The following is a 21,187-nucleotide window of genomic DNA, read 5'->3' on the forward strand; positions in this document are numbered from 1 at the left end:
GGCGGGGGGCGCAGCTCCGCCCCCCCCGGCCCGCCGGCGCCCCGGCACCCCCCTGCCCGGCCCCCCCCCCGCGGTCCGGCGGGGGCGGACGGCGCGCCGGGCCCCGCCCCCCCCCGGCCGTGTCACGTACGCCGGTTCTCCTGCGCCGAGCTCCGGTGTACGCCCTCCCGACGGGAGGGGAAGCGGTCAGTCGTACCCGCGCGTGAGTAGGGGATGCCTACCCTCTCAGCGCGAGTCGCTGCCCGCCGACTCGATGGCGGCGCGGCCTGCCTCCAGGCGCGCCACCGGGATGCGGAAGGGGGAGCAGGAGACGTAGTCCAGCCCCACCTCGTGGAAGAAGTGGACCGAGTCCGGGTCGCCGCCGTGCTCGCCGCAGACGCCGAGCTTGAGGTCCGGACGGGTGGCCCGGCCGGCCTCGACGGCGTGCCTGACGAGCGAGCCGACGCCGTCGCGGTCGATGGTCTCGAACGGGGAGACCCCGAAGATGCCCTTCTCCAGGTAGGCGGTGAAGAACGAGGCCTCCACGTCGTCCCGGGAGAAGCCCCAGACCGTCTGGGTCAGGTCGTTGGTGCCGAAGGAGAAGAACTCGGCGGCCTCGGCGATCTGACCGGCGGTCACCGCGGCGCGCGGCAGCTCGATCATGGTGCCGAGCTTGATGTCCAGCTTGACGCCGGTGGACTGGGCGACCTCGGCGAGCACCCGCTCGCACTCGTCGCGGACCAGCTCCAGCTCCTGGACGGTGCCGACCAGCGGGATCATCACCTCGGGGCGCGGGTCCCCGCCGGCCAGCTTGCGCTCGGCGGCGGCCTCGGCGATGGCCCGGACCTGCATGCCGAACAGGCCGGGGATGACCAGGCCGAGGCGCACGCCGCGCAGGCCCAGCATCGGGTTCTGCTCGTGCAGCTTGTGCACCGCCTGGAGCAGGCGCAGGTCGTTCTCGTTCGGGTCCTTGCGGGCCTCGGCGAGGGCGACGCGCACCGACAGCTCGGTGATGTCGGGCAGGAACTCGTGCAGCGGCGGGTCGAGCAGGCGGACCGTGACGGGCAGGCCGTCCATCGCCTGGAAGAGCTCCAGGAAGTCGCCCTTCTGCAGCGGCAGCAGGGTGGAGAGGGCGAGCTCGCGGTCCTTGTCGTTGTCCGCCAGGATCAGGTGCTCGACCTCCTTGCGGCGCTCCTCACCGAGGAACATGTGCTCGGTGCGGCACAGGCCGATGCCCTGGGCGCCGTAGCGGCGGGCGCGCGAGCCGTCCTCGGCGTTGTCGGCGTTGGCGCGCACCGCGAGGCGGCGGCGGCCGTCGGCGTGCGACATCAGCCGGTGGACGGCCTGGACCAGTCCGCCCTGGACGTCGGCGCCGGCGTGCAGGGTGCCCTCGAAGTACTCGACCACGGGGGACGGCAGCACGGGTACCTCGCCGAGGTAGACCTTGCCGGTGGCGCCGTCGATCGAGACGACGTCGCCCTCGTGGACCACCAGGCCGTCGGCGGTGGTGAACTTGCGGCCCTTGGTGTCGACCTCCAGCTCCTCGGCGCCGCAGACACAGGTCTTGCCCATGCCGCGGGCGACGACGGCGGCGTGCGAGGTCTTGCCGCCGCGCGAGGTGAGGATGCCCTCGGCGGCGATCATGCCGTCCAGGTCGTCCGGGTTGGTCTCGCGGCGGACCAGGATGACCTTCTCACCGGAGCGGGACCACTTGACGGCGGTGTAGGAGTCGAAGACGACCTTGCCGATCGCGGCGCCGGGCGAGGCGGCCAGGCCCCAGCCGATCTGCTTGGACTCGGCGGTCGGGGCGAAGCGCGGGAACATCAGCTGGGCCAGCTGGCCGCCGGTGACGCGCATCAGGGCCTCGTCCAGGTCGATCAGGCCCTGGTCGACCAGCTGGACGGCGATCCGGAAGGCGGCCGCGGCGGTGCGCTTGCCGACGCGGGTCTGCAGCATCCAGAGCTTGCCGCGCTCGATGGTGAACTCGATGTCGCAGAGGTCGCGGTAGTGGTTCTCCAGCGTCTGCATGATCGCCATCAGCTCGTCGTACGACTTCTTGTCGAGCTTCTCCAGCTCGGACAGCTGCAGCGTGTTGCGAATGCCGGCGACGACGTCCTCGCCCTGGGCGTTGGACAGGTAGTCGCCGTAGACGCCCTGGGTGCCGGTGGAGGGGTCGCGGGTGAAGGCGACGCCGGTGCCGGAGTCCTCGCCGAGGTTGCCGAAGACCATGGTGCAGACGTTGACCGCGGTGCCCAGGTCGTTCGGGATGCGCTCCTGGCGGCGGTACAGCCGGGCGCGGTCGCCGTTCCAGGAGTGGAAGACGGCGTGGATGGCGAGGTCCATCTGCTCGCGCGGGTCCTGCGGGAAGGCCCGGCCGGTCTCGCGCTCGACGATGCCCTTGAACACCTCGACCAGTTCCCGGAGGTCGGAAGCGTCCAGGTCCAGGTCGTTGGCGGTGCCCTTGGCGTGCTTGGCCTCGTCCAGGGCCTCCTCGAACAGCTCGCCGTCGACGCCCAGCACGGTCTTGCCGAACATCTGGACCAGGCGGCGGTAGGAGTCCCAGGCGAAGCGCTCGTTGCCGGACTGGGCGGCGAGGCCGACCACCGAGGCGTCGGAGAGGCCGATGTTGAGGACGGTGTCCATCATGCCGGGCATGGAGAACTTCGCACCGGAACGGACGGAGACCAGGAGCGGGTTGTCGGCCTGGCCGAGCTTCTTGCCCATCTCCTGTTCGAGGGCGTCCAGGTGGGCGCTGATCTCCTCGTGCAGCGAGGTGGGCTCGCTACCGGTCTCCAGGAAGACCTTGCAGGCCTCGGTGGTGATGGTGAACCCGGGAGGGACGGGGAGCCCCAGGTTGGTCATCTCGGCCAGGTTCGCGCCCTTGCCGCCAAGAAGATCCTTGAGGTCCTTGTTTCCTTCGGTGAAGGAGTAAACAAACTTCTGCTGGGACGGCACGGGTCGGTCTCCTCGTACGCGGTTGCCCTGACGCCGGAGAACATACCCATTTCGAAGGCACTTCTCTGCCCTGAATAGGCCACACGAGGCCGGTACCGAGGGGTAACCCGCTAGATCGAATGCGCATAAAGGCGTTCACCTCTGTTGGTGAAATCGTCCCCCTGACGCGAGGCGGCGTTCAAGACTTGAAGACAAGGAAACGGGAAGATCGCCCGATCCGGACGCTGGGTAGCGGCCGTGGGTCGCTCGCGTTGCCCCGGCTTGATTTCCTGCAACCGGATCGGCCGATCCGCGTCGAACCGGCTTCGGGAAGCGATCCACCGTCGACCTGTCCATTTCGTCCACTGACCCGACGTCAGCCCAGTCCGCGTGTGGCAAGCGTCACCAGTCCGCCTCGCGGCCCGGACGTAGGACGCCTGCGCCAATCGTCGCACTGTGTCCAGAACCGTGCTCACCGAGTGACGCCGATGGGACGAAAAGGAGCCCTCTTGTCCAGGATGGACAAGAGGGCTGCGACCGGATGGCCAGTGGCCCCGAAGGGCCGATTTTGCCGCTTCGGCTAGATCATCCGCCAGAGGTGTCCGATTCGGCGTCCTCGCCCGGGCGGGCGCAGTCGTACGGATCGTCCAGCCAGCCCTCGGGCAGGACGACCCTGCCGTTGCCGCTGGTGCGGCCGCGCGGGCCGTCCGCGCCGACCGGCCAGGTCTGGGTCTGCTCCACCTGGTCGAGGGTTTCGGCCAGTTCGGCCAGCGAGGAGGAGTTCGCGAGCTTCACCCGCAGCTCGGAGCCGACCGAGAAGCCCTTGGTGTACCAGGCGACGTGCTTGCGGAAGTCGATGACGCCGCGCGTCTCGTCCCCCAGCCACTCGCCGAGCAGCTGGGCGTGGCGCACCATCGCCCGGGCCACGTAGCCGAAGTCGGGACGGGCGTAGTCGACGTCGCCCTCGAAGATCGACACCAGGTCCTTGAACAGCCAGGGCCGGCCCAGGCAGCCGCGGCCCACCACGACGCCGTCGCAGCCGGTCCCGCGCATCATCCGCAGCGCGTCGTCGGCCGACCAGATGTCCCCGTTGCCCAGTACCGGCACGTGCGCCGGGACGGCCTCGCGCAGCCGGGCGATCGCCGACCAGTCGGCCGTCCCCCCGTAGTGCTGGGCGGCGGTGCGGCCGTGCAGGGCGATCGCCGCCACGCCCTCCTCGGCGCCGATCCGGCCGGCGTCCAGATAGGTGAGGTGGTCGTCGTCGATGCCCTTGCGCATCTTCATGGTCACCGGCAGACCTCCGGCGTTGGCGACGGCCTCGCGCAGGATCTCGCGCAGCAGGTTGCGCTTGTACGGCAGCGCCGAGCCGCCACCCTTGCGGGTCACCTTGGGGACGGGGCAGCCGAAGTTGAGGTCGATGTGGTCGGCCAGGCCCTCGTCCGCGATCATCCGGGCCGCCTTGCCGACGGTCGCCGGGTCCACCCCGTACAGCTGGATCGAACGCGGCTTCTCGCTCGGGTCGAACTTGATCAGCTGCATGGTCTTGGCGTTGCGCTCGACCAGCGCCCGGGTGGTGATCATCTCCGAGACGTACAGCCCCTTGCCGCCGCTCTGCTCCCGGCACAGGGTGCGGAACGGGGCGTTGGTGATGCCGGCCATCGGCGCCAGCACGACGGGCGGCCAGACCCGGATCGGGCCGATGTCCAGCGGCGCGAACTCGGTCTCGGGCGCGGTGGGTGCGGGCGTGGCTGTCATGCGCGGCTGACCTCGGGTAGGGGGACGGGACTCCCCATTGTCCCCCACCCGGGTGAGCGGCCGCCGCCCCGGCCGCGGGGCGGCCCGCTACGGAGCCGGATTGACCGCGAGCGAGCCCGAGGTGACCTCGGCGTGGATGGTGTCCGGGCTCGTCGCGTCCGCCAGCGCCGGGTCGATCTGGCCGCTGCCGCTGCCGACCTCGCTGGAGAAGGCGTAGCGGCTGTTCCTCGGCACGCTCACGGTCACCGAGCCGGAGGTCGCCCGGGCGTCCACCGCGTGCGGGGCCTTGGCGAAGTGCAGCTCCACCGAGCCCGAGCCGGTCGCCGCGGTCACCCGCTGGGCCCGCAGGGCGGTGCCCAGCAGCTCACCGGAGGTGCTCCGCGCCCACACCTCGCCCGAGGTGTCCACCAGCGACAGTTGCCCGGAGGTCAGCTCCATCCGCACGCTCCCGCTCAGGCCCTCCACCGACACCGCGCCCGAGCCCACCGACCCGGTCACCTCGGTCGCGGCGGGCACCTCCAGCTCGATCTCGGCGCCGCAGCCGAAGTCGGAGAACGGCAGCACCTGCCGGCAGCGCATCCCGACGGTGAGCACGTCGCCGACGACGGTGCTCGACACCACCGGCTTGCGGACCGTCCAGTCCAGCCGCTGCGTGACCACCACGTGGCCCTCCCGGCCCGCGTGCACCCGCACCGCGGCGCTGCCGGTCTCCAGCCTGAGCTGGTGGATCACCACGTCGTAGGGCTTGGTCGAGGTGGTCTGCTGGTGCACCACCAGCGACCAGGTCTGCAGCCCCGCGGCGAGCATCACCAGGACGACCGCGAGCGTCCCGGTGACCCGCCAGGCCTTCGCGCCGTCCACGGCTACCCGACCTCCAGGAACCGCAGCACGGCCATCACCCGGCGGTGGCTGTCGTCGGCCGGCGGGAGGTCCAGCTTGGTGAAGATCGAGTTGATGTGCTTGGCCACCGCGCTGTCGCTGACCACCAGCGCCGCCGCGATGGCCGCGTTGGAACGGCCCTCCGCCATCAGCGCCAGCACGTCCCGCTCGCGCGGGGTCAGCTTCTCCAGCGGATCCCGGTGGCGGCGCACCAGCAGCTGGGCCACCACCTCCGGGTCCAGCGCGGTGCCGCCCTCGGCGACCCGCTGCAGCGCGTCCACGAAGTCGTCCACGTTGGCCACCCGCTGCTTGAGCAGGTAGCCGACGCCGCTGGTGTTGGTCGCCAGCAGGTCCGCGGCGTAGCGCTCCTCCACGAACTGGGAGAGCAGCAGCACCGCGACCTCCGGCCACTGCCGGCGGATCACCATCGCCGCCTTGACGCCCTCGTCCGAGAAGCCCGGAGGCATCCGGACGTCCGCGACCACCACCCCCGGGCGGTGCTCCTCGACGGCGGTCAGCAGTTCCTCGGCGTCCCCGACGGCGGCCACCACCTCGTACCCCACCGCCTCCAGGACCTTGACCAGGCCGACCCTCAGCAGGACCGAGTCCTCGGCGATCACAGCACGCACGGCAACTCCACGGTGATGGTGGTGGGACCCCCGAGGGGGCTGAGAACGGACAGCGTGCCGTCGACCGAGGCCGCGCGCTTGCGCAGACCGGTGAGCCCGGTGCCGCGCGAGGGGTCCGCGCCGCCCACGCCGTCGTCGCTGATGATCAGGCGCAGCCGGTCGCCGGTGGTGCGCACCGACACGTCGACCTGCTTGGCCCGGGCGTGCTTGGCCACGTTGGTGAGCGCCTCGGAGACGGTGAAGTAGGCGACCGCCTCGACCGTCGGGGCGATCTGCCCGGACAGCTCGACGTCCAGGCGCACCGGCAGCGGGGCACGGGCGGCGATCCCGGACAGCGCCGCGTCCAGGCCGCGGTCCTCCAGGACGGCCGGGTGCAGGCCGCGGACCAGGTCGCGCAGCTCGTCGATGGCCGCCTGGGCCTCCTCGTGCGCCTCCACGATCACCTGCATCACCTCCGGCGGGACGTCCTTGAGGGTGCGCCGGGCCAGGCCCAGGTTCATCGCGAGGGAGGTCAGGCGCTGCTGGGCGCCGTCGTGCAGGTCGCGCTCGATCCGGCGGCGCTCGGCGTCCACCGCGTCGACCAGGCCGGCCCGGCTCTCCGCGATCTCCTCGACCCGCTGCTCCAGCTGCTCCGCCCGGTTGGGGCCGAGCAACCGCCGCGCCGCCCACACCTCCAGCCAGGCCGACAGCCCCGCCAGCCAGGGGGCCGCGACCGCCAGCCCCAGGCCGGCGACGGTGAGACCGAGCAGCACGGGCCACTCCCCGCGCAGCCCGTCGGCGGGCGGCATCAGCCAGGTCCAGCCGAACACCGTGGTCAGCACCAGGGCCGCGCCCCAGGCGTACACCGTCACCAGCGCGCCGAGCGCCAGCAGCGGGCCGACCGCCAGGTGGTAGACGGCCTGCCGCCAGGTCAGGACCAGCCGCAGCCGGTCCAGCAGCCGGCCCGGGGACTCCCCGGGTCGCGGCGGCGGCACCTCCACCCCGTACAGGGAGTGCAGCCGGCCGCGCTGGGCGGCGGTCAGCGGGCGGGTGCAGACCAGCACCGCCGCGAGGACCGGGAACAGCAGCTTGGATTCGGTGACGGCCAGCCAGACCGGCACGGCCATGGGTATTCCGGCGGCCGTGAACCGGGTGTCCCGCCAGGCCGCGGCCGACCACGGTGGCCGCCGGAGGCTCCTGACGAGCGCTCGGCGCAACGTGGTGGAGGGCATGCCGGACAGCGTAGGGCCCGGTGATCAACGTCCACCATGAAGGGGGGTACCCGGCGGGGGTGTAGCTGGATACACCCCCGATTCGGTGTGGAGCACCACCGACAACGGGCCCCTCCCGGCGGAAAGCTGGGGGGCATGACGAGCACCGCATCGCACTCCGCCACTCCGCCGCACGGGCGGCCCGTCCCCGGGAGCCACGGGGGTGTTCCCGGGGGCGCGCTCCGCCCGGCGCCGGGGCCGGAGGGGACGCTGCCCACCGGGGCCGGGCCCTGGTCGGTCCGCAGCGTCGGCTCCGGTCACGGGCGGGCCGCGCTGGAGCTGTACCAGCACGGCGAACTGGCCGACGTCCTGGTCGCCGCCCGACTCGCGCCGCAGCTGCTGCGCGGCGCTCGGCGCAGCCCGTCCGCCGGGCGCGACTCGCACGTGCTCGCCTGGGGGCGGCTGCCCGCCGACGGCGCGGAGCCCTCGGTGCTGTTCACCGGCGGGTGGTGGCCGTTCCGCAAGGTCCGGGCGGCGGCGGGCGAAGTGGTCACGGTGGCCGGGGTGTTCTGGCTGGCCTGGGCCGAGGGCCCGTACGACACGGTGCTGGTCGAGCACCCGGCGGGCGGCGGCGCCGAGCGGCTGGCGCTGCGACGGGTGCGGGTGCCGCGGGTTCGGGCGCGGCGGGCGGCCGCGGTCGGGGGTGCGGCATGACCACGGCCGTCGTCTCCGGCGCTCCGGCGCTCGCGCTGCCGGAGCGGTTCCGGCAGCTGCCCCGGCTGGCGGCCTTCGGACTGCTGCCCTGGCTGATGGTCCTGGCCGTCAACCACGAGACGCCCTGGGTGGTGCTGGACCTCGCGGAGTTCGCCGCCCTGCTGTCGCTGGACTCGTTGCTGCGCCGGCGCAGTGCCGCCGCCCCCTGGCTGGGCGGGGCGGCGGCACTGCTGCTGGCCGGGGACGCGCTGGTCGACATCGCCTGCGCCGGGCCGGGGCACGCGGTGCTCGCCGCGCTGCTGATGGCCTGCTGCGTCGAACTGCCGCTGGCGGCGGTGTGCGTGCTGCTCGGGCGCGAGGCGATACGCGGCTGACGGCGCGACCGCCCGGCACGGCTAACGCTGAGCCGGGAGCTTGTCCATCAGGACGCGGGTCTCCTCGTCCAGCGGGGTGTAGCTGATCAGGCGCGTGCCGAGCCGGGGGCCGAGCCAGAAGTTGGTGTACTCGCAGCGCAGCAGGCCCACGCCCGGCACCTGGAAGCGCTTGATCCCGTTGCCCGGCCGCATCACCTCGTGCCGCTGCCACTCCTCCTCGAAGTCCGGCGAGGCCTTGCGCAGCCGGGCCAGCAGCGCCTTCCAGGCCGGTTCCGCGGAGTGGTCGGCCATCGCGGCGCGGAACCGGGCCACCATGCCGAGGCGTTCCGTCCGGTAGTCGATCAGCACCTCGCGGAAGCGCGACTCGGTGAACGCCAGCCACATCAGGTTCCGCTCCTCCGGCGGCAGTTCACGGAGGTTGCCGACCACGGCGGTGTACGGCACGTTGTGCGCCAGGATGTCGTAGCGGGAGTTGACCACCGCGGCCGGGTACGGCGCCAGCTGCTCCAGCACCAGGCGCACGCTCGGGGTCACCGAGGGGCACTCCGTCACCGGCGCGGGGTCCTCCGCGCCGGCCAGGGTGAACAGGTGCGCGCGCTCGCTCGGATCCAGCAGCAGCGCCCGGGCCACCGCGTCCAGCACCTGGGCGGACACCTGGATGTCCCGCCCCTGCTCCAGCCACGTGTACCAGGTCACCCCGACGGCGGCCAGCTGCGCCACCTCCTCCCGGCGCAGCCCCGGGGTGCGGCGGCGGCCGGTCATCGGCAGGCCCACCTGCTCGGGCGCGATGCGCTCGCGGCGGCTGCGCAGGAACGCCGCCAGGTCGTGCCGGCGGGCCTCGTCCGGGGTGTTGCGGTGCGGTCCGGCGAAAGCGGGACGGGCTTGCGCGGCCGGGGTCATCAGGCTCATGCTCCCCAGCATGCGGCACGCCGCAGCCTGTTGCCAGGTACTTCTTATACCTGGATAACCACACTCTGGTACCAGGGTACGAAGCGGCGGATCGTATGACCCGTGACTCAACAACTCGCCGTCGCCCCGGCCCCGACCCGGACCGCCCCCGCAGCCGCTCCCCACACCCCCACCCTCGGCACCGCCGGACTGGTCACCGTCCTGCTCGGCGCGTTCCTGCCGATGCTCGACTTCTTCATCGTCAACGTCGCCCTGCCCACCATCGACAAGGACCTGGCCGCCGGACCCGCCGTCCTGGAACTCGTCGCCGCCGGTTACGGCATCGCCTTCGCCGTCCTGCTGGTCCTCGGCGGGCGGCTCGGCGACATCTTCGGCCGCCGCCGGCTCTTCGTCGTCGGCGCCGCCGCCTTCGCCCTCACCTCGCTGGCCTGCGGACTCGCCCCCGACGCCTGGTCCCTGGTCGCCGCCCGGGCCGCCCAGGGCGCCTCGGCCGCACTGCTGATCCCGCAGGTGCTCGGCACCATCACCGCCGCCACCGACGGCGCCCGGCGCGGCCGCGCGCTCAGCGTCTACGGCGCGGTCGGCGGCATCTCCGTGGTGATCGGGCAGGTGCTCGGCGGGATGCTGGTCGCCGCCGACCTGTTCGGCACCGGCTGGCGCTCGGTCTTCCTGCTGAACGTGCCGTTCGCGCTGCTCGCCGTCCTCCTCGCCGTCCGGTACGTGCCGGAGAGCCGGGCCACCCAGGCCGCCGCGGTGGACGTGCCCGGCACCGCCCTGCTCACCGCCACCCTGCTCTCCCTGCTCGTCCCGCTGATGGAGGGCCGGGCGGCCGGCTGGCCGCTCTGGTCCTGGGTGCTGCTCGCGCTGTTCCCGGTGTTCGCCGCCGCCTTCGCCCTGGTCGAGCGGCGCGCCGAACAGCGCGGAGCCGTCCCGCTGGTGCCGCCCACCCTGCTGCGGATCCCCGAGATGCGGCGCGGCCTCGGCATCGCCGTCCCCTACTTCGCGGGCTTCGGCGGCTTCATGTTCGTCATCGCCGTTGCCCTCCAGCAGGGCCTCCGGCTGGGCGTGGTCGCGGCCGGCTGGGCGCTCGTCCCGATGGCCGTCGGCTACTTCACCGCCTCGCTCTCCGGCCCGCGGCTGATCGGCCGCTGGGGCAGCCGGGTGCTCAGCGCCGGCGCCGTCGTCCAGGCCGTCGGCCTCACCACCATCGCGCTGACCGTCCTCGCCGACGCGGACCACTTCTCCCCGCTGCGGATGGCGCCCGGCGTCGCCCTCGCGGGCATCGGCCAGGGCCTGATCGGCACCCCGCTGTTCCGGGTCGTCCTCTCCAAGGTGCCCGCCGCCCGGGCCGGTGTCGGCAGCGGTGTCCTCGCCACCAGCCAGCAGTCCAGCCTCGCCCTCGGCGTCGCCACCCTCGGCACCCTCTACCTCTCCCTCTCCCCCAGCCTCGGCATGGGCCGCGCGCTCGCCCTGTGCCTGGGCATCCAGTTGCTCGGCTCCTTCACCGTCCTGTACCTGACCACCCGCCTGCCCCGCTCCATCGGCTGAGCCCGCCGGGCCCCCGGGCCCCCGGGCGACGGCGAACGGCCCCGCGACCGGTTCCTCCGGTCGCGGGGCCGCTTCCCTCCGACTGTCCGATCAGCTCGCCGGGCCCGGTGCCGGGCACCGAGCCCTCATAGCTGCCATCAGCTCGTGCCGGGCGCCAGCGAGGCGATGAACTCGTCGAGTCGGGTGACGGCCTCGCGCAGGGTGTCGACGGAGCCGATCGGGTCGTGGGGCAGCTCCAGGCCGTGGTCGGCGGCGGGGAGTTCGAGCACCTGGTGGCCGGTCGAGTCGGCGGTGGCGCGGTTCCACAGCTCGTCGGCGCCGCCGCCGATCAGGAGGGTCGGGGCGGAGGCGCGGCGGAGGGCCCGGGTCACGTGGTCGAGGGTCAGGACGGGGGTCAGCCAGGCGGCGGCGAGGTCCCGGTCGGCAGCGAGGCCGGCGGCGAAGCTGCCGAGCGACTTGCCGACCAGGAGCCGGCAGGCGCCGTGTTCGGCGTCGACGGCCTCGGCGACCTGCCGCTCGACCCAGGCGATCCGCTCCCCCATCGCGAACTCGGCGAATTGGTCGGGGAGTTGCCACCACAGCTCCTGGACCGTCCAGCCGTGCCGTTGGAGTACGGCTCCGGCGAAGTGCAGCAGCGGGCGGGCCGGCGAGTAGCCGACGCCGGGGATGACCAGGGCGACCCGGTCCGGGTCGCCGTCCAGGCGGGCGGGAAGGCCGAGGGCGGCGGGAGCGGACATGGGCGCAGGCTACCCGCCGAACCTTCCTGCCAGGCACGCCTTTTGGCACTTCACGTCCGACCGGCCGCGGGCAGGGCCGGCCGGGGCCGGGCGGCGACCACCGCGAGGGTGCCGGCCAGGGCGATCGAGGCGAAGACCGCCAGCGCCCCGGTGGTGCCGACCGCGCCGGCCAGTGCGCCGCCCAGCAGCGCGCCCACCGGCACGACCAGTTGGCCGATCGACCGGGAGAGCCCGAGCACCCGCCCCAACTGCTCAGGCGGCGACAGCTGTTGCTGCAGGGTCACCCAACTGACGCCCCAGACCGTCGCACAGAAGCCGAACACCAGCTGGTAGGCGATCAGCACCGGGAGCGCGGCCCCGAGCGAGGCCAGCGGGATCAGGAACAGGACGCCGGCGGCGAGCGGGCCGAAGACCGGGATCACCCTGGTCAGGCCGACGCGCCGGATGACCCGCTCGGCGGTGAACACGGCCGTCACCGCGGCGACGCTGTAGACCGCCTGGGTCAGCCCGAGTTCGCCGGGTCCCAGGTCCACGACCTGGTAGGCGAAGTAGGCGAAGAGGCCGCCGAGCCCGGCCCCGCCGAGGTTGAGGGCGGCCGCGGCGACGGCGAGCCGGGCCAGCAGCGGCTGGTCGCGCAGGACGTCGATCCCCTCCCGCAGCGACTCGGCGATCCCGGGGCGCGCGGCCGGCCGCTCCGGTTCCTCGTCCCGCCGGAGCCGGAGGAGGCTCAGGGCCAGCGCGGACAGCCCGTAGCTGACCGCGTCCGCCAGCATCGCGGCGGCCGCGCCCACCGCCTGCACCAGGGCGGCCGCCAGCCCCGGCCCGGCTATCTGGCCGACCGAACGGGCCCCGGCCAGCCTGGCGTTGACCGCCACCAGGCCGCCCTCGGGCACGAAGTCCGCCACCGTGGTCGGCACCGCGATGGCGGACACCCCGCCCAGCGCGCCGGAAACGGCCGCGACCGCGTAGAGCTGGACCAGCGTGAGCGCACCGGCGGCGTGGGCCAGCGGGACGGTGGCGATCAGCAGCAGCTGGACGACGTCCACCGCGATCAGCAGCCGTCGGCGGGAGGCGACCCGGTCGACCAGCACCCCGGCGAACGGCCCGGTCAGCCCCTGGATCCCGTACTCCAGGGCGAAGACCAGCGAGGCCGCCAGCGGCCCGGCGTCCAGCAGGAGGATCGCCAGCGTGGGCAGGGCCAGAGCCGTGACCTGGGTGCCCGCCACGCTGACGCCCTGGGAGAACATCAGGGCGGCCACGGCGCCGCGGGAGGACGGAGGAGTGGCTCCGGGGCCGGCTTCCGATCTCTCATCTGCCATGCGCCTCAAGCTACTTCATCCCGCCGAGGCGCCGCAGCCCGTACCGCACCGCACCGGTTCGTGCAATGATCAGGCCCGGAGGATGGGGAAGGGATTCCATGGGCGTCGTTCTGGTGTTCCTGGTCGCACTGGTGGCCACCATCGCCGGCGCCACCCTGTTCCTGGTGCGGCGGGAGCGGGCCCGCCGGCGCTGGGCGGGCGAGACCGAGGGCCTGTCGGTCGAGCAGCACCGGACCGCCCAGGCCGCCCGGATGCGCAGCACTTACACCAGCGTGGCCGTCCACAACGGCCACGGCCTGTACACCGACGACCTGCACGAGTACCATCACTGAGGGCGTACCGGGGGACGGACGGAAACCCGGTGCGCCGGCCGGTCGCGCCGCGCGACACTACCCGCATGACCTCCCAAGCCGTCCGGACGCCGCAGCAGCGGGCCCTCGCCCACGTGGCCGCGCTGTCATCGGGCCCGCCCGTCGATCCGACCCTGCGGGTGACCCTCAACTTCCACCCGGACCGCTCCTCCCGCGGCAGGTCGATCCTGGACGCCCTCGCCGAGGGCGGCGTCTACCTCTCCCAGTTCGCCACCGGCACGAGCAACGGCGGTCTGACCGCGCACCCCGGCGGGGACCGGTGGCGGTGGGAGAGCAGGATCTTCGACGGCGCCTACGACGACGCCCTGCCCGCCGAGCGGCCCGCCTACGGGGCGCTGAACTACCGCCGCAAGCCGGTCGGCGCCGCGCCCCGCTTCGGCTCCGCCCACTTCCGGCTCGCCGCCCCTGCTCTGGAGCGCACCACCTTCTGCTACCCGGACAGCTTCCTGGAGCCCACGGACTTCGGCACCTCCGGCCGCATGCGGCTGGTCGAACTCGCCCTGGCCGACCGCCAGGACGCCCTCGACGACTACATCGAGGCCCAGGTCCACGGCCCGGTCCGGCTCGCCCACGACATCGAGGCGCTGGTGCTGGACCCCTGCTACCGGGGCACCGCCGTCGAGGAGGCCGCCCACCGCCTCCCCTGCCCGGTGGAGTGGCACCCCGGCTTCCGGCTGACCGTGCAGGAGCTCCGCCGTCATCCCGACTACCGCGGGCGGGAGTTCGTCGACCTGGGCGCCGCGATCGCCGTGGACGGCGTGCTCGATCCGCGCATCGTCGGCGCCGCCGCCGAGACGGGCCGCCACGACCCGCAGGCCGTCAAGAAGGTGTGGCACTGCCTCGCCCGCTTCGGCTCGCCCGCGGCGCGCACCGCGGCACCGAGCTGAGCGGGCTTCACGGCGCGAGGGGGCTTCACGGCGGGAGGGGCTTCACGGCGCGAGGGGGCTTCACGGCGCGAGCGGCGAAAGCGCCGCCGGGCGGACCGCGCCGGCGGCGGCCGAGCCGAGCAGCAGGGCGGCCAGGTCGTGCGGGGGCACCGGTTCGCCGGTCGGGGTCGCCGCCGCGATGCGGTCCAGCCGGAAGCCCCGGCCGGCCTGCCGGGTGCGGCACCAGGCGATCAGGTACCACTTGCCCTCCGCGGTCAGCAGCCCGGCCGGTTCGACCATCCGGTCGCTCTCCCGTCCGGCCGCGTCCAGGTAGGAGAGCCGCAGCACCGTGCTCTCGGCGAGGGCCCGCTCGACGGCCGTCCGGACGGACTCGGCGGTGCGGGTCGGCAGGGCGACGATCCGGGCGGCGAGTTGCTGGGCCGCCGCGGCGGCGGGGCCGGTCATCGAGGCCGCGATCTTCTGCGAGGCCGTACGGGCCGCCCCGGCGTACGGGGCGGAGGCGTCGGCCGCGGCCAGTGCGGCAACCAGGGCCGAGGCCTCGTCGGGGGTGAAGCGGATCGGCGGGAGGGTCATCGCCGGGTCGATCGACCAGCCGCCGCCGCGCCCGGTGGTGGCGCGCACCGGGACGCCCGCCTCCATCAGCGCCTGGAGGTCGCGCTGCACCGTGCGGGTGCTCACCTCGAAGCGCGCGGCGAGCGCGCCGACCGTCAGTGACCGGGGCGCCACCGCGCGCAGTTCCTCCACCAGTGCGTAGAGCCGAGGGGTGCGGTCCATGCGGCCGACGCTACCGCCCTGCGGCGGCCAGGAAGTCCCGCTCCCGCTGGTGCTCGCGCTCGGTGACGGTCAGCGGGAACAGGGTGAAGCCGTGCATCGCGCCGGCCACGACGTCCAGCCGGACGGGCGCGCCGGTCGCCCGCCACCGCTGGGCGAGGAAGCGCGAGTCGTCCAGCAGCGGGTCCTCGGTGCCGACGACCATCCGGGCGGGCGGCAGGCCGGTCAGGTCCGCGTACAGCGGGGACACCTCCGGCCCGCGGCGCTGCTCGGGGGTCATTCCGGGCGTGAAGAGCTCGTAACTCCCGCGGATCGAGTCGGTGTTGCTCAGCAGCTGCCGGGAGCCGAAGAGTCGCTGGCTGGGCGTCATCGACAGGTCGTACGGGCCGAAGGCGAGGTGGGCGGCCCGGAAGGCGCCGGTGATGCCGTGCCGGTCGCGCAGGCGGAGCAGGGTCAGGACGGCGAGGTGGGCGCCGGCCGACTCGCCGCCGATCAGCAGCCGCCGGGTGCCGAACTCGGCCTCGGCGTGCTCCACCAGCCAGCGGGCGGCCGTCTCGCAGTCATCGGGTCCGGCGGGGAAGGGGTGCTCGGGCGCCAGCCGGTAGTCCACGCTCACCACGGCCAGCCGGGCCCCGGCGGCGAGGCGCCACAGCTTCTCGTCCTGCCCGCCGGCCGAGCCGAAGGTCCAGCCGCCGCCGTGGATGTGCAGGTACGCGCCGTCGACGTGCTCGGGCACGAAGGTCCGGAGCCCGACCCCGTCCGGCAGGACCCGGTCGCGGCCCTGCGGCAGCCGCACCGGGGGTGCGTCGCCGCCGAGGCGGTTGGTCCGCAGGCGTTCGAGCGTGGCGGCGTCCAGCGTCCGGGCGCGGGTCGGGCGCAGTGCGGCGGCGGCCTCGAACCGCTCGTTGAAGGCCAGGGTCTCGGTGAGGCAGTCCTCGTCGGTGATCGTCATGGGTCCATCCTGGCGACCGTCCGCGACAACCCGGTGTCACCCTTTTCCGGTGACCTCCGTCACAGCGGCTCCTGCGACTCCGCCGCCGAGTGGACCGCCGACGGCTACAACGGCAAGCCGCTCGCCGCGGCCCCCGGCAGCCTGCTCGGTCCCCTCACCAGGAAGAGCTGCTGGACACCGTGCTTCCGGAGCTGCCCGGCTACGCCGCCCACGCCGCGACCCTGGTACCCGCGCTGGCCGCCCTCCCCGGCACCCGCGTCCACCCGGCCGTGCCGCCCACCCACGAGTTCCAGCTCTGGCTGCCGCACTCCGCGAAGGCCCTGAACGCGGCCCTCCTCACCCTCGCCGAGCAGGAGCGGGTCTGGTTCTGCCAGGAGTGGACCGACGCCGCTCCGGGCCTCGCGATGACCGAGATGCGGCTGTCCGACTCGGCACAGGAGTGGACGGCCGAGGAGGTCACCGAACTCGGCCTGCGCTTCCTGGAGTTGGTCGCGGCCGCCGAGCGGGACTGATCGGCCGGGCACCCGCCGATCCGTCACCGCCCACCCGTCACCACCGCCGCCGTGGCCGCGGCCGTGGCTGACAAAGGGTTGGCGGGCGCCCGACCCTTCGTGTCAGAATGACGATTATGAGCAAGCAGCATGTGGGGGACTTCGCCGACGTCCGCGACCGCGAGGAGCTGGCGGCCCTGATGGCCACCGGGGCGCGGCCGAAGTGGGTGATGTTCTGGGGGCACACCGTCCGCAAGGGCAGCGCGGTGCGGCACGAGTGCCTGAGCCAGTGGTGGCCCGGGCGGTTCACCGTCGACGGGGTGACGTACGCCTCCGCCGAGCACTGGATGATGGCCGGGAAGGCCCGGATGTTCGGCGACGAGGACGTCGAGCAGCGGGTGCTGGAGGCCCGCACGCCCGCCGAGGCGAAGAAGCTGGGCCGACTGGTCAGGGGCTTCGACGACGAGACCTGGGTGGCGGGCCGGTTCGACCTGGTGGTCGAGGGGAACGTCGCCAAGTTCGGCCAGGACGAGGCCCTGCGGGAGTACCTGCTGAGCACCGGCGGCCGCGTCCTGGTCGAGGCCAGCCCGGTGGACCGGATCTGGGGCATCGGGCTGGCCGCGGACGACATCCGTGCCGAACGCCCGCTGGAGTGGCGCGGGTCGAACCTGCTCGGCTTCGCCCTGATGGAGGCGCGGGCGCGGCTGGCCGGCTGAGGCCACTCGCCGCGCCACCGGACCGCACCGCGGGGCCGCCCCACCGCGGAGCGCGCGACCGGCGCACTTCGCTCAACGGCCGCCCCCTGCACGCTCCTTGACACCACTCGGGCACGACTGGTCGCGCTGCCGTAACTCCTTCGCCACATTCCGACGCCAGGATGGCCCGCAGTCAGGGTCGAGATGGACAGGTTGGGGCGATCATGCGCATGCGGTCGACGGTGGAATCCGCAGGCCGGCTGCCGGAGGGCGAGCAGCGGGCCGCCGAACTCCGGGCAGAACTGGACGAGTTGCTCAGCGCGAGCCGCTACGCGAGCCAACGCGAACGGCGACTGAACGAGGCGATACGGGCGGCCCCCGGTCGCCGGCGCCCGGACGGCGACCTGCTCCGGCAGCTCGCCCAGGCCCGCACCCTCCGCGAGGGTCTGGGCGCACGCTGCCTCCGACTCAGCGACGAACTGCACGAGTTGGAGGCCGAGCTCAGACAGCGGCAGCACCCGCAACCCCCACCGGAGCCGCAAGACCCACCGCACCCGCACCCGCAACCGCACCCGCACCCGCAAGAGCCACAGCCGCCGCACCCGCCGCTCCCCCCGGAGCCGCACCCCCACCACACCCCGCCGCCACCGCCACCGCCACCGCCGCCCGTCCGGCCCGACCTCGGCGCCCTCACCCAGCGGATCACCGGCCTCCACCGGCGCGGCGCCTTCCCCGAGGCCGAGGAGCTGCTGAGCCAGGCCGCCGCCCGACTCGCCCCCGCCGACGCCGCGCTGCTGGTCGGGATGCTCTCCCAGCGCGGCCCGACCGGCGCCTCGCTCCACCTGGCCCGAACCGCCGCCGCGGGCACCCCCGACCACGCGGTAGCCGTACTGACGGAGCTGCGCGAACTCGGCCTGGCCGAGGAGGCCGCCGAGCTGTTCCACGCCTTCTGGGCCTACCCGGCGTCCGCCGTCCCGGCCCTGCTCACCGCCCTGGAGCGGGCCGGCCAGCACGCCGACTGCGCCACCCTGCTCTGGAAGTGGGGCTCGGCCCCGACTCCGGAGCTGACCTCCCTCACCGCCCACCTCCAGCAGCACGGCCGCCCCGCCGACGTCCGGACCCTGCTGCGCCAGGCCGCCGGTCGCCCGACCGCCGACCTCGCCGACCTCGCCACGGAGCTGCCGCCCGGGCTCGCCGCCCAGCTGCTGCACGAGCTGGCCCCCCTGCGCCCGCCGGTCGAACTGGTGCGCCTGGCCACCGCGCTGGACGGCCGCCCGGACCTCTACGGGCAGCTGCTGGGCGCGCTGCTCGCCGACGGCTCGCGCCACCGCACCACCTTGGCCGCCCTGCGCAGCGCCGGACTGCCGACCGCCCCGCCGGGCGCCCAGCGCTCCCGCTGGGGCCGGCGCTGAGTCCCCGCGAAAGCAGGGAGCCCCCGCCCGTCCCCACGGAGGGGACGGCCGGGGGCTCCCGGAGCTCCGGACTCAGCAGCCGATCAGACGGGCCGCCAGGTAGCCCTTCACCTGGTCCAGCGACACGCGCTCCTGCGACATGGTGTCGCGGTCGCGGACGGTCACCGCGTTGTCCTCAAGGGTGTCGAAGTCGACCGTGACGCAGAACGGCGTGCCGATCTCGTCCTGGCGGCGGTAGCGCTTGCCGATCGCGCCCGCGTCGTCGAACTCGACGTTCCACGCGGTGCGCAGGTCGGCGGCCAGGCCGCGGGCCTTCGGGGAGAGGTCGGCGTTGCGCGACAGCGGCAGGACGGCGACCTTGACCGGGGCCAGGCGCGGGTCGAGCCGCATGCCGACGCGCTTCTCCATGACGCCCTTGGCGTTCGGCGCCTCGTCCTCGAAGTAGGCGTCGATCAGGAAGGCCAGCATGGCGCGGTTGAGGCCGGCCGCCGGCTCGATGACGTACGGGAAGTACCGCTCGCCGCTCTCCTGGTCGAAGTACTTGAGGTCCTGGCCGGAGGCGTTGCTGTGCACCGTCAGGTCGTAGTCGGTGCGGTTGGCGATGCCCTCCAGCTCGGAGAACTCGCTGCCGCCGAAGTTGAAGCGGTACTCGATGTCCACCGTGCGCTTGGCGTAGTGGGAGAGCTTCTCCTTCGGGTGCTCGAAGAAGCGCATGTTCTCGGTGCGCAGGCCGAGGTCGACGTACCAGTCCCAGCGCTGCTGGAGCCAGTACTCGTGCCACTGCTCGTCCTCGCCCGGCTTGACGAAGAACTCCATCTCCATCTGCTCGAACTCGCGGGTGCGGAAGATGAAGTTGCCGGGGGTGATCTCGTTGCGGAAGCTCTTGCCGGTCTGGGCGATGCCGAACGGCGGCTTCTTGCGCGAAGTGGTCTGGACGGCCTTGAAGTTGGTGAAGATGCCCTGGGCGGTCTCCGGGCGCAGGTACGCCAGGCCGGCGGCCTCCTCGGTGACGCCGAGGTGGGTCTTCAGCATGCCCGAGAAGTCCTTGGGCTCGGTGAACTGGCCCTTGGTGCCGCAGTCGGGGCAGTTGACGTCCTTGAGGCCGTTCGGCGGCGGGAAGCCGTGCTTGGCCTCGTACTTCTCCTCCAGGTGGTCGGCCCGGTGGCGCTTGTGGCAGGACATGCACTCGGTCAGCGGGTCGTTGAAGGTGGCGACGTGACCGGAGGCCTCCCAGACCTCGCGGGCCAGGATCACCGACGAGTCGAGTCCGACGACGTCCTCACGGGCCTGGACCATCGCGCGCCACCACTGGCGCTTGATGTTCTCCTTGAGCTCGACACCCAGCGGTCCGTAGTCCCAGGCGGCACGCGTGCCGCCGTAGATCTCGCTGCAGGGGTAGACGAAGCCACGGCGCTTGCTCAGGCTGACGATCGTGTCGATCTTGTCGGCGGCCACAGTGCTCTCTTCAGTACGTACGGCACGGTCAGGGCACGGCTGGTTGCGCGTACCCGAATACCTCAGGTTACCGGCCAGACGGGTACGGGGTTCAAATCGGTATCGTCCGGCTCCCTCCGGCCATGGACACCTCCCGTTCACCCGTCCGAGTGATTTGACAATCATTTCCACTTCAGATGAGAATGATTGTCATGATGATCGGACTGACCGGACGCCGGGCCCGTACCACCACCGCCCTGACCGTCACCGCCCTCGCGGCCTCGCTGGCCCTCACGGCCTGCGGCGGGAGCAGCAGCGCCAAGGGCGCGGACGGCAAGCTGAACGTCGTCGCCTCCTTCTACCCGATGGAGTTCCTGGCCCAGCAGATCGGCAGGGACCACGTCTCGGTCACCGACCTCACCGCGCCCCGCGTCGAACCGCACGACCTGGAGCTCACCGCCAAGCAGGTCGCCGCCGTCCAGAAGGCCGACGCGATCGTCTACCTCAAGGGCCTGCAGCCCACCGTCGACCAGGCCGTCGACCAGTCGTCCGCCAAGGCCAGGATCGACGCCACCGCCGCCAGCCCGCTGGTCGACCACCACCTCGACGAGGGCGCCGGGGGCGGGGACGCCCACCAGGACAAGGGCCCGGCCGGCGACCCGCACATCTGGCTCGACCCGGCCCGCTACGCCGCGATCGCCAAGAGCGTCGGCGACGGTTTCGCCAAGGCCGACCCGGCCCACGCCGAGGACTACCGGAAGAACACCGACGAGCTGGTCACCAGGCTCACCGCCCTGGACCAGGAGTTCCAGGCCGGGCTGAAGGACGCCAGGACCAGGACCTTCGTCACCAGCCACGCCGCCTTCGGCTACCTCGCCGACCACTACGGCCTCACCCAGGTCGCCATCAACGGCGTCGACCCGGAGTCCGAGCCCACCCCGGCCCGCCTGGCCGAGGTGCAGAAGGCCGCCAAGGACAACGGCGTCACCACGGTCTTCTTCGAGACCCTGGTCAGCCCCAAGCTCGCCGACACCGTCGCCAAGGACCTCGGCCTCAAGACCGCCGTCCTGGACCCGCTGGAGGGCGTCGCGGACCCCTCCAAGGACGACTACCTCACCGTCATGAAGCAGAACCTGGCCAACCTCCGCGCCGCCCTCGGCGCACCGAGCACCACCGCCACCCCCGCGAGCTGACGGGACACACCGCC

20 protein-coding genes are annotated in these 21,187 nt (G+C 73.2%); 9 read left to right on the top strand and 11 right to left on the bottom strand.

The genetic code is table 11. From position 1 onward, the window contains the following. Window positions 1–225: 225 nt before the first annotated feature. The 5 genes from ppdK to ACIRVF_RS11630 all read right to left on the bottom strand — a co-directional run bounded on the left by ppdK (window position 226) and on the right by ACIRVF_RS11630 (window position 7,387). Window positions 226–2,934: a pyruvate, phosphate dikinase gene (gene ppdK, locus ACIRVF_RS11610; RefSeq protein ID WP_402816115.1), complete on the bottom strand. Its 2,709-nt coding sequence runs from the start codon at window positions 2,932–2,934 to the stop codon at window positions 226–228. Between the two features lie 564 nt (window positions 2,935–3,498). Continuing rightward, a complete protein-coding gene (gene dusB / locus ACIRVF_RS11615) occupies window positions 3,499–4,668 on the bottom strand; it encodes a tRNA dihydrouridine synthase DusB (protein ID WP_402816116.1) in 1,170 nt (389 codons plus the stop codon). 87 nt (window positions 4,669–4,755) lie between these two features. Beyond that, window positions 4,756–5,529, bottom strand: coding sequence for a DUF4097 family beta strand repeat-containing protein (locus ACIRVF_RS11620; RefSeq protein ID WP_402816117.1), 774 nt, complete (start codon window positions 5,527–5,529; stop codon window positions 4,756–4,758). Window positions 5,530–5,531: 2 nt separating this feature from the next. Then, window positions 5,532–6,176 carry a response regulator gene (locus ACIRVF_RS11625; protein ID WP_402816118.1) on the bottom strand — a complete coding sequence of 215 codons (645 nt, stop codon included), beginning with the start codon at window positions 6,174–6,176 and terminating at the stop codon, window positions 5,532–5,534. Continuing rightward, on the bottom strand, window positions 6,164–7,387 hold the full coding sequence (locus tag ACIRVF_RS11630) for a sensor histidine kinase (protein ID WP_402816119.1): 1,224 nt from the start codon (window positions 7,385–7,387) through the stop codon (window positions 6,164–6,166). The genes ACIRVF_RS11625 and ACIRVF_RS11630 overlap by 13 nt, the downstream gene beginning before the upstream one ends. A 135-nt stretch (window positions 7,388–7,522) precedes the next feature. Here ACIRVF_RS11630 and ACIRVF_RS11635 point away from each other — a divergent pair, with 135 nt between their 5' ends. Together ACIRVF_RS11635 and ACIRVF_RS11640 are read left to right on the top strand one after the other, a co-directional pair. After that, the gene (locus ACIRVF_RS11635) at window positions 7,523–8,080 is read left to right on the top strand and encodes a hypothetical protein (protein WP_402816120.1); all 558 of its coding nucleotides are present in this window, start codon (window positions 7,523–7,525) and stop codon (window positions 8,078–8,080) included. Further along, window positions 8,077–8,454 carry a hypothetical protein gene (locus ACIRVF_RS11640; protein WP_402816121.1) on the top strand — a complete coding sequence of 126 codons (378 nt, stop codon included), beginning with the start codon at window positions 8,077–8,079 and terminating at the stop codon, window positions 8,452–8,454. The genes ACIRVF_RS11635 and ACIRVF_RS11640 overlap by 4 nt, the downstream gene beginning before the upstream one ends. A 21-nt stretch (window positions 8,455–8,475) precedes the next feature. Here ACIRVF_RS11640 and ACIRVF_RS11645 read toward each other — a convergent pair whose 3' ends face one another. Further along, a complete protein-coding gene (locus tag ACIRVF_RS11645; RefSeq protein WP_402816258.1) occupies window positions 8,476–9,354 on the bottom strand; it encodes a helix-turn-helix transcriptional regulator in 879 nt (292 codons plus the stop codon). Window positions 9,355–9,465: 111 nt separating this feature from the next. Between ACIRVF_RS11645 and ACIRVF_RS11650 the strand changes: the two genes are divergently transcribed. Then, window positions 9,466–10,911, top strand: a complete 1,446-nt coding sequence (locus tag ACIRVF_RS11650) for an MFS transporter (protein ID WP_402816122.1) — start codon at window positions 9,466–9,468, stop codon at window positions 10,909–10,911. A 137-nt stretch (window positions 10,912–11,048) separates the two neighbouring features. On the opposite strand, the gene ACIRVF_RS11655 is transcribed toward ACIRVF_RS11650, so the two are convergent. Both ACIRVF_RS11655 and ACIRVF_RS11660 read right to left on the bottom strand, forming a co-directional pair. Then, window positions 11,049–11,648, bottom strand: a complete 600-nt coding sequence (locus ACIRVF_RS11655) for an alpha/beta hydrolase (protein WP_402816123.1) — start codon at window positions 11,646–11,648, stop codon at window positions 11,049–11,051. A gap of 50 nt (window positions 11,649–11,698) precedes the next feature. Next, window positions 11,699–12,967, bottom strand: a complete 1,269-nt coding sequence (locus ACIRVF_RS11660) for an MFS transporter (RefSeq protein ID WP_402816124.1) — start codon at window positions 12,965–12,967, stop codon at window positions 11,699–11,701. A gap of 98 nt (window positions 12,968–13,065) precedes the next feature. On the opposite strand from ACIRVF_RS11660, the gene ACIRVF_RS11665 reads away from it, so the two are divergent. Both ACIRVF_RS11665 and ACIRVF_RS11670 read left to right on the top strand, forming a co-directional pair. Beyond that, the gene (locus tag ACIRVF_RS11665; RefSeq protein ID WP_402816125.1) at window positions 13,066–13,299 is read left to right on the top strand and encodes a hypothetical protein; all 234 of its coding nucleotides are present in this window, start codon (window positions 13,066–13,068) and stop codon (window positions 13,297–13,299) included. A gap of 65 nt (window positions 13,300–13,364) precedes the next feature. Further along, window positions 13,365–14,225, top strand: a complete 861-nt coding sequence (locus ACIRVF_RS11670; protein ID WP_402816126.1) for a DUF3626 domain-containing protein — start codon at window positions 13,365–13,367, stop codon at window positions 14,223–14,225. 60 nt (window positions 14,226–14,285) lie between these two features. Here the strand turns inward: ACIRVF_RS11670 and ACIRVF_RS11675 are convergent, their stop codons facing one another. Beyond that, window positions 14,286–14,999, bottom strand: a complete 714-nt coding sequence (locus tag ACIRVF_RS11675; RefSeq protein WP_402816127.1) for a helix-turn-helix transcriptional regulator — start codon at window positions 14,997–14,999, stop codon at window positions 14,286–14,288. A 10-nt stretch (window positions 15,000–15,009) separates the two neighbouring features. Continuing rightward, window positions 15,010–15,948, bottom strand: a complete 939-nt coding sequence (locus ACIRVF_RS11680; RefSeq protein WP_402816128.1) for an alpha/beta hydrolase — start codon at window positions 15,946–15,948, stop codon at window positions 15,010–15,012. 179 nt (window positions 15,949–16,127) lie between these two features. Here ACIRVF_RS11680 and ACIRVF_RS11685 point away from each other — a divergent pair, with 179 nt between their 5' ends. The 3 genes from ACIRVF_RS11685 to ACIRVF_RS11695 all read left to right on the top strand — a co-directional run bounded on the left by ACIRVF_RS11685 (window position 16,128) and on the right by ACIRVF_RS11695 (window position 18,546). Then, on the top strand, window positions 16,128–16,460 hold the full coding sequence (locus ACIRVF_RS11685; RefSeq protein WP_402816129.1) for a hypothetical protein: 333 nt from the start codon (window positions 16,128–16,130) through the stop codon (window positions 16,458–16,460). 116 nt (window positions 16,461–16,576) lie between these two features. Further along, window positions 16,577–17,155: an NADAR family protein gene (locus tag ACIRVF_RS11690; RefSeq protein WP_402816130.1), complete on the top strand. Its 579-nt coding sequence runs from the start codon at window positions 16,577–16,579 to the stop codon at window positions 17,153–17,155. A 203-nt stretch (window positions 17,156–17,358) separates the two neighbouring features. Continuing rightward, on the top strand, window positions 17,359–18,546 hold the full coding sequence (locus ACIRVF_RS11695) for a hypothetical protein (RefSeq protein ID WP_402816131.1): 1,188 nt from the start codon (window positions 17,359–17,361) through the stop codon (window positions 18,544–18,546). A 72-nt stretch (window positions 18,547–18,618) separates the two neighbouring features. Here ACIRVF_RS11695 and ACIRVF_RS11700 read toward each other — a convergent pair whose 3' ends face one another. Beyond that, entirely contained in the window at window positions 18,619–20,001 is a 1,383-nt protein-coding gene (locus ACIRVF_RS11700) for a glycine--tRNA ligase (protein ID WP_402816132.1), read from the bottom strand. A 194-nt stretch (window positions 20,002–20,195) separates the two neighbouring features. Here ACIRVF_RS11700 and ACIRVF_RS11705 point away from each other — a divergent pair, with 194 nt between their 5' ends. Next, entirely contained in the window at window positions 20,196–21,173 is a 978-nt protein-coding gene (locus tag ACIRVF_RS11705; RefSeq protein ID WP_402816259.1) for a metal ABC transporter substrate-binding protein, read from the top strand. Window positions 21,174–21,187: the final 14 nt, after the last annotated feature.

The organism is Kitasatospora sp. NPDC101157 (assembly GCF_044768255.1).
In the GTDB taxonomy this organism is placed as follows: domain Bacteria; phylum Actinomycetota; class Actinomycetes; order Streptomycetales; family Streptomycetaceae; genus Kitasatospora.